Source organism: Yoonia sp. (genome assembly GCF_046498525.1).
Lineage (GTDB): Bacteria > Pseudomonadota > Alphaproteobacteria > Rhodobacterales > Rhodobacteraceae > Yoonia.
The window spans coordinates 1-3,295 of the sequence record NZ_JAWOAN010000115.1 but is presented as its reverse complement, the minus strand read 5'-3'; the positions used below and the strand labels follow the sequence as shown (position 1 = coordinate 3,295).

4 protein-coding genes and 1 pseudogene are annotated in these 3,295 nt (G+C 55.1%); 1 reads left to right on the top strand and 4 read right to left on the bottom strand.

Annotated elements, in window-relative coordinates; genetic code table 11:
* Nucleotides 1–494: 494 nt before the first annotated feature.
* The 3 genes from R6T97_RS08085 to R6T97_RS08075 all read right to left on the bottom strand — a co-directional run bounded on the left by R6T97_RS08085 (nt 495) and on the right by R6T97_RS08075 (nt 2,463).
* Nucleotides 495–1,367: an outer membrane protein gene (locus R6T97_RS08085; RefSeq protein ID WP_410348775.1), complete on the bottom strand. Its 873-nt coding sequence runs from the start codon at nt 1,365–1,367 to the stop codon at nt 495–497.
* Nucleotides 1,368–1,427: 60 nt separating this feature from the next.
* Nucleotides 1,428–1,820 (bottom strand): hypothetical protein, encoded by a 393-nt coding sequence (locus tag R6T97_RS08080; protein WP_410348774.1) that lies wholly within the window; start codon nt 1,818–1,820, stop codon nt 1,428–1,430.
* A 112-nt stretch (nt 1,821–1,932) separates the two neighbouring features.
* Entirely contained in the window at nt 1,933–2,463 is a 531-nt protein-coding gene (locus R6T97_RS08075) for an NADPH-dependent FMN reductase (protein ID WP_410348773.1), read from the bottom strand.
* Between the two features lie 116 nt (nt 2,464–2,579).
* Here R6T97_RS08075 and R6T97_RS08070 point away from each other — a divergent pair.
* Nucleotides 2,580–3,098, top strand: a pseudogene (locus tag R6T97_RS08070) (thiamine pyrophosphate-binding protein); the annotation flags it as partial.
* 39 nt (nt 3,099–3,137) lie between these two features.
* Here R6T97_RS08070 and R6T97_RS08065 read toward each other — a convergent pair.
* Nucleotides 3,138–3,295 (bottom strand): amino acid--tRNA ligase-related protein (locus R6T97_RS08065; RefSeq protein ID WP_410348776.1); only part of this gene is annotated, 158 nt, incomplete at its 5' end.

The window sequence follows — 3,295 nt, the reverse complement described above, 5'->3', positions numbered from 1 at the left end:
TGCGCGAGTTGTTCAAGGATCAAGAGCCGTGCCGGCGCTGACAGCGCGCGCGCGATAAGGGCGTATTCCTCCAGCAGGGCCACCTTGGGGCTGATTGTCACGATGGTCTCCTCACGTTACAAATTCAAGTCACCTATTGAATGATAGCGGTTCCATCACATACCGCAACCCAAAGGCTTGTTGCCCATGTCCGCAACCGTTCTTGCCGGCGCATTTGCATGGATAGCGATGACACCAATGACCGCTGTCAGCCCGAAGCGGACTCAAGACCCCTTCCTCGAAAATGCGATAGCTGACCTTCACCGCGTGGGTCGTGAACTGGTAAGAAGCGGACTTTGCCGTCATTCGGTTTCAAGCGTTCGCTGACGCAGGACTCGCGTAACCGAGCGCCGTAGCCCGGCAAATAAGAAAGCCCCCGTCGAATGATCGGCAGGGGCTTTCTTTGTTATGGTTCGGCCTCATGCAAGAAGTGCGAAGCGCGTGACTGAGAAATTCTAGTTAAAGAAGTAGTTGACGCTCAAAGTGACAGCGTGCCCACCCAAGTCGAAGGTTGAAATATCATTATCTGTATCACCGTCCTGATAGGCCGTTTCATCATCTGCTTCGTAGATCAGGTATTCAAAACCGACGGAGATATTGTCTTGCACCTTATATTCGGCACCAATTCCACCAACAAAGGCAGTATATTCGTCGTTCAAGAAGTCTTCTTCGCCTTCGTCACATTCGAAGACTTCATCCGTCGCAATTTGCGCGATACCTGCCGTCACGTAGATTAATGCATTCTCATTTGCCAGACCGGCACGACCGCGAAGTGAGGCAACGCTATTGAGCGCGGTCGAGTGAACTGATGGGCTGCAGAAGTTGGTTTCGAAAGTTTCGTCAAAGCTTGTCGTCGAAAGCGACAGCACGCCGCCGTAGACAAAGTTGCCGCTTTGGAAGTTGTGGCCAACATGGAGCCCAGCAAGGCCGCCAAAACCGTCGTTGTTTGAAAAGCCGTAAGCGACATTTTCATTCTCGTCGAAGACTTCACTATCAAAGAGTCCACCGCCGATTGATCCACCGGCATAAGTTCCGGCCCAGTCAGCGAATGCTGATGACCCAGACGAAAGAAGAACTGAGAGCGAAAGTATGGAAAGTGTAAGTGTTTTTGTTGGACCCATTTTAGATATCCCTTTCTTGGCTTTGAAAAAAAAATATTGTGTGTTTTGAATGATTGATTTCAATCTCTTTGCGGCATGAGCGACATTTAGCCAATCTGATGTTGCCGCCTGGGCACAGTTCGCTTCCATGACTAGTTGGGCTCGCGTCCGACCTTCGCCGCGTTTGGCCTGAAAGGCGACTTTCGGAAAATCGTCGCAACTTTGCAAAGCCCCCTCCCTGCGCATAGCTGCCACCGGTGCAACGTGCACTATTCCGTGAAATGGGCTTCACCCCGCCCTCAGCGACCGCAAGAACAACCCGATCCCACCCACAAGCAACACCAGTATCACGATCAGGTCGAACGCGCTCATCCGCGCCAGTTGCAGTGTCATATTCGCGATCACGCCGAAGACCAGCGCCACCAGTGACGCGCCCGCGATCCACCAGCCGAACCAGTTCTTGGAATTGTAAAAGATCATGCCGACCCCGAACATGAACGGGATCAGGATCATGCCTGACGTGATCGGCACGCCACCTATTCCGAAGACACGGCTTCCGAAGCCAAAATTCGGACGCACCACAATCCCGTTCAACAACAGATACCCGCCGCCCACCATCATAATCAGACCCAGCAAAAAGCTGCCGGTGCCCCCGTCGTTCCCGCCTGCGCCCCGCGCCATCAAAGTCTCCAGTTTGCGTCCTCTTGGCGCGGAGTTTAGGGTCGCTACCGGGCTTTTGCCAGTACATCGTGTACGTACAGCTTCTGTACAGGTTCCGTACGCGATCTTTACGCTAGATTCGCGCCTTCAGCTCGTCCATCAGCTCGGTCAGCGTCTTGATATTCATCTCGCCCGTCAGCTTGCCGTTTTCGTCGAATTGATTGCTGGAATTGGCAACCAGCACCTCTGGTCCCTGCAGGATATGAGGACGGAACGCCATCATCATCAGGCGCAGTGCGAATTGCGTCCGTTCACCCCCAGCGCGCCCTGCGGCGGCGGACATGATGGCGACCGGTTTGTTCTTCCACGGGTTGCCTTCGGTGCGGCTGGCCCAGTCGAGTGCGTTCTTGAGAACGCCGGACGGTGCCTTGTTGTATTCTGGGGTCGATATGATGACAGCATCCGCTGCTGCAATCTGGTCGGACAGGTTTTGTACCTTTGCGGGGACGCCCTCGACCAGTTCCCGATCCGCGTTATAAAGCGGCAGATCGAGATCGGCGAGCGTGAATGTGTCGGCCCCGAAAACCTCTGCGGCGTTGCGGACCAGAAGGGTGTTGGTCGAAGCTTTGCGGAGCGAGCCCGAAATGCCAAGTAGCGTTGTCATCGTTGTTCCTTTCACTGTTGCTCCGACAATTAGTACCTTGACGGGAATGCGCAACCACAGGACTTGCACAGGGCATGTGCATGGCACATGGTAGCGCTGAATTCAGGGAGGTTGTCATGAACAGGCACGGCGGAAAAATACTGAGCGATCAGCTGGTTAAGCTTGGTGTAGAGCGTGTGTTTTCGGTCCCCGGCGAAAGTTTTCTTGCTGCTCTCGACGGGCTTTATGACAGCGGTATCCCCAATATCGTTTGCCGACACGAAGGCGGGGCTGCGATGATGGCCGAAGCCCATGGAAAAATGACAAGCACCCCCGGTGTCTGCTTTGTCACGCGCGGGCCGGGGGCCACCAATGCCTCTGCCGGTATCCATATCGCGATGCAGGACAGCACGCCGATGGTGCTGTTTGTGGGTCAGATTGACAACCGGCACACGGATCGCGAGACATTCCAAGAGGTTGATTACAAGGCAGTCTTTGGCGGTCTGGCAAAATGGGTTGCAGAGGTAAACGACACCGACAGGCTGCCCGAATATATCGGTCGCGCCTTCCGCGTCGCGATGTCGGGGCGTCCCGGTCCGGTGGTTCTGGCCTTGCCGGAAAACATGCTCAGCGCCAGCGCGGATGTGCCTGATGTGAAAATCTCCGAGTCGAGTTCGACCACGATTCGTGCTCCTTTACTCTTCGCTAGTGGGCCGCAGTTGCGGAAAGAGGACGACTTCCCGGATCGATGCAGCACCGGTAAACAGCATAACCACCCGGTCGATGCCCAATCCAATGCAGGATGCCGGCGGCATGCCGTATTCCAGGGCGCGGATGTAATCGGTGTCGAAGT